The 3,884-nt window shown below is 67.5% G+C and carries 4 protein-coding genes; all 4 read left to right on the forward strand.

The window, feature by feature from the left end:
* Positions 1-970, forward strand: a 970-nt coding sequence (gene pstS / locus D588_RS0112565) for a phosphate ABC transporter substrate-binding protein PstS (protein ID WP_017916229.1), incomplete at its 5' end; no start/stop codon positions are given.
* A gap of 213 nt (positions 971-1,183) precedes the next feature.
* A complete protein-coding gene (pstC, locus tag D588_RS0112570) occupies positions 1,184-2,158 on the forward strand; it encodes a phosphate ABC transporter permease subunit PstC (RefSeq protein ID WP_026143658.1) in 975 nt (324 codons plus the stop codon).
* Between the two features lies 1 nt (position 2,159).
* Complete coding sequence (gene pstA, locus D588_RS0112575; RefSeq protein WP_017916230.1) at positions 2,160-3,026, forward strand: phosphate ABC transporter permease PstA; 867 nt, start codon at positions 2,160-2,162, stop codon at positions 3,024-3,026.
* Between the two features lie 19 nt (positions 3,027-3,045).
* Positions 3,046-3,873 (forward strand): phosphate ABC transporter ATP-binding protein PstB, encoded by an 828-nt coding sequence (gene pstB / locus D588_RS0112580; RefSeq protein WP_010343978.1) that lies wholly within the window; start codon positions 3,046-3,048, stop codon positions 3,871-3,873.
* The last annotated feature ends 11 nt before the right edge of the window (positions 3,874-3,884 follow it).

Here is a 3,884-nt window from a genome sequence, read left to right on the forward strand (position 1 = left end):
GCCGGCCGCCGGCGCCAAGACCGCGGCGGAGATTTCCGGCGCCGGTGCTTCCTTCATCTACCCGCTGATCTCCAAGTGGTCGGCCGACTACAACGCGGCCACCGGCAACAAGATCAACTACCAGTCGATCGGTTCCGGCGGCGGCATCGCCCAGATCAAGGCCGGCACGGTCGATTTCGGCTCTTCCGACAAGCCGCTGGACAGCGCCGAGCTGGCCGCGGCCGGTCTCGGCCAGTTCCCCTCGGCGATTGGGGGGGTGGTGCCGGTGGTCAACCTGGACGGCATGGACGCGGGCAAGCTGCGGCTGACCGGCCCGGTGCTGGCGGACATCTTCCTGGGCAAGATCAGCAAGTGGAACGACCCGGCGCTGACCGCGCTGAACCCGGGCGTGACGCTGCCCGACACCAAGATCAATCTGGTGCACCGCTCCGACGGCTCGGGCACCAGCTTCAACTTCACCAACTACCTGTCCAAGGTCAGCCCGGAGTGGAAGGGCAAGGTCGGCGAAGGCACCTCGGTACAGTGGCCGGGCGGCGTCGGCGGCAAGGGCAACGAAGGCGTGGCCTCGTACGTGCAGCAGATCAAGGGCTCGATCGGCTACGTCGAACTGGCCTACGCGCTGCAGAACAAGATGCCGTACGCGTCGATGCAGAACGCCGCCGGCAACTGGGTGCAGCCCAATGCCGAGAGCTTCGCCGCGGCCGCCGCGTCGGCCGACTGGGCCAACGCCAAGGACTTCAACCTGGTCATCACCAACGCCGCGGGCCCGCAGGCGTGGCCGATCACCGCCACCAACTTCATGCTGATGCACAAGCAGGCCAAGGATCCGGCGCGCAGCAAGGCGACCCTGGACTTCTTCAAGTGGGCCTTCGAGAAGGGCCAGCCGCAGGCCGACGCCCTGCACTACGTGCCGCTGCCGCCGGAACTGGTGCAGCAGATCGAGTCCTACTGGAGCAAGGAATTCAAGTAAGCGCCACCGCGGTGCGCACTGCGCGCACCGCGGCGGCAAGCGGCGACCGGCGGTGCAGTCCAGGCGCCGCCGGTCGCCGTCTCGGCAACTTGTGATTCGGACTTTCGGGTTCCCGCCTGTGCGGGAGCGATGCAACCACCCACCGCGCGCGGTCATCCCCGCCGCGGCCACGATCGGAGCGCGCAGGCGCGTGCTCCGGCGACGACCGAGCCCATGAACAGCACTGTCCTTCCCGAAGCGATGTCGGCGCCACGCGGACGCGACCTGCGTGACGCCCGCGCCGACCGATTGTTCCGCTGGATCCTCACCGCCACCGTCGTTTTGGTACTCGTCGCCCTCGGCAGCGCTGCGCTGTCGATGCTGTGGGGCGGCCGTCATGCCCTGCAGCTACAGGGCATGAGCTTCTTCTACTCCAGCGAGTGGAACCCGGTCGAGAACAAGTACGGCGCACTGGCGCCGATCTACGGCACCCTGGTGACCGCCTTGATCGCGATGCTGATCGCGGTGCCGGTGAGCTTCGGCATCGCCTTCTTCCTGACCGAAGTGGCGCCTCGCTGGCTGCGCGGCCCGGTCGGGACCGCGATCGAACTGCTGGCCGGCATCCCGTCGATCATCTACGGCATGTGGGGCCTGTTCGTGCTGATCCCGATCATGTCCGAGTACGTCACGCCCTGGCTCAACGACCACCTCGGCACGTTGCCGGTGATCGGCCCGATTTTCCAGGGCCCCCCGATCGGCATCGGCCTGCTCACCGCCGGCTTCGTGCTGGCGATCATGGTGATTCCCTTCATCTCGTCGGTGATGCGCGAAGTGTTCCTGACCGTGCCGACCCGGCTCAAGGAGTCGGCCTACGCGCTCGGCTCCACGCGCTGGGAGGTGAGTTGGGACATCGTGCTGCCCTACACCCGCTCGGCGGTGATCGGCGGCATCTTCCTGGGCCTGGGCCGCGCGCTCGGCGAGACCATGGCGGTGGCCTTCGTGGTCGGCAACACGGTGCGCCTGTCGCCCTCGCTGCTGGAGCCGGGCACCACCATCGCCGCGCTGATCGCCAACGACTTCGGCGAGGCCACCGGCGATTACCGCTCGGCACTGCTGCTGCTGGGCTTCGTCCTGTTCCTGGTGACCTTCGTCGTGCTGGCGATCGCCCGCCTGATGCTGGCGCAACTGTCGCGCAAGGAGGGCAACTGAGATGGCCGCCGACATCGCACACCGCCTGTACAACCGCCGCCGCGTGGTCAACTTCGTGGCGCTCACCCTGTCCTGCCTGACCGCGCTGTTCGGGCTGGTGTTCCTGGCCTGGATCCTGTGGACCCTGCTGGCCAAGGGCATCTCCGGCATCAACCTGGACCTGTTCACGCGCATGACCCCGCCGCCCGGCGAGAACGGCGGCCTGGCCAACGCGTTCTTCGGCAGCGCGGTGATGTGCGGCCTGGCGCTGCTGATCGGCACGCCGCTGGGCGTGGCCGCCGGCACCTGGCTGGCCGAGTACGGCAACGCGCGCAAGACCGGCCAGGTGGTGCGCTTCGTCAACGACATCCTGCTGTCGGCGCCGTCGATCGTGCTCGGCCTGTTCGTCTACACCCTGTACGTGATGCAGACCGGCGGCAATTTCTCGGCGCTGGCCGGCGCACTGTCGCTGGCCTTCATCGTGCTGCCGGTGGTGGTCCGCACCACCGACGAGATGCTGCGGCTGGTGCCGGCGCAGATGCGCGAGGCCGCGCTGTCGCTGGGCATCCCGCAATGGAAGGTGACCATCCAGGTGCTGTACCGCAGCGCCTCTGCCGGCATCGTCACCGGCGTGATGCTGGCGCTGGCGCGCATCAGCGGCGAGACCGCACCGCTGCTGTTCACCTCCTTCGGCAACCTGTACTGGAACAACAACATCCTCAAGCCGATGGCCAGCGTGCCGGTGGTGATGAACAACTTCGCCGGCAGCCCCTACCCGACCTGGCAGCAACTGGCCTGGTCCGGCGCGCTGGTGCTCACCGTCTTCGTCCTGCTGGTCAGCCTCGGCGCGCGCGCCCTGCTGGTGCGCAACAAGATCTCCAACGATTGATTCCCCTATGGACCCGGCCATGAACGATCACCACAACGCCGCCCCGATGCACCGCATCGCCATGCCCAACGGGCACACCGCGCTGGCGCCGTCGCCGGTCAAGATCGCCGCGCGCGGCCTGGACTTCTACTACGACAAGTACCACGCGCTGAAGGGCATCAACCTGGAAGTGCCGGAGAAGCGCGTCACCGCACTGATCGGTCCCTCCGGCTGCGGCAAGTCCACCCTGCTGCGCATCTTCAACCGGATCTACGCGCTGTACCCGAAGCTGGAAGCGCGCGGCGAGGTGCTGCTGGACGGCGAGAACATCCTCTCGCCGAAGTACCCGATGAACCGCCTGCGCAGCAAGGTCGGCATGGTGTTCCAGAAGCCGGTGCCGTTCCCGATGACCATCTTCGAGAACGTCGCCTACGGCATCCGCCACCACGAGAAGCTGTCCAAGGCCGACATGGCCGACCGCGTCGAGCAGGCGCTGCGCCAGGGCGCGCTGTGGGACGAGGTCAAGGACAAGCTCGGGCAGAGCGCGCTGGGCCTGTCCGGCGGCCAGCAGCAGCGCCTGTGCATCGCCCGCGCGGTGGCGCTGCGTCCGGACGTGCTGCTGCTCGACGAGCCGACCTCGGCGCTGGACCCGATCTCGACCAGCCGCATCGAGCAGCTGGTGGAAGAGCTGAAGAACGACTACACCATCGTCATCGTCACCCACAACATGCAACAGGCCGCGCGCGTGTCCGACTACACCGCCTTCATGTACCTGGGCGACCTGATCGAGCACGACCGCACCGAAATCATCTTCTCGCAGCCGAACAAGCAGCAGACCGAAGACTACATCACCGGCCGTTTCGGCTGAGCCGCTGCGGC

The organism is Xanthomonas sp. SHU 308 (assembly GCF_000364645.1).
Classification (GTDB): Bacteria; Pseudomonadota; Gammaproteobacteria; order Xanthomonadales; family Xanthomonadaceae; genus Xanthomonas_A; species Xanthomonas_A sontii.

Excerpts from the sequence above, each read along its gene's own strand:
- pstC (WP_026143658.1), top strand. The coding sequence starts at position 1,184 with ATGAACAGCACTGTCCTTCCCGAAGCGATGTCGGCGCCACGCGGACGC.
- pstA (WP_017916230.1), top strand. The coding sequence starts at position 2,160 with ATGGCCGCCGACATCGCACACCGCCTGTACAACCGCCGCCGCGTGGTC.
- pstB (WP_010343978.1), top strand. The coding sequence starts at position 3,046 with ATGAACGATCACCACAACGCCGCCCCGATGCACCGCATCGCCATGCCC.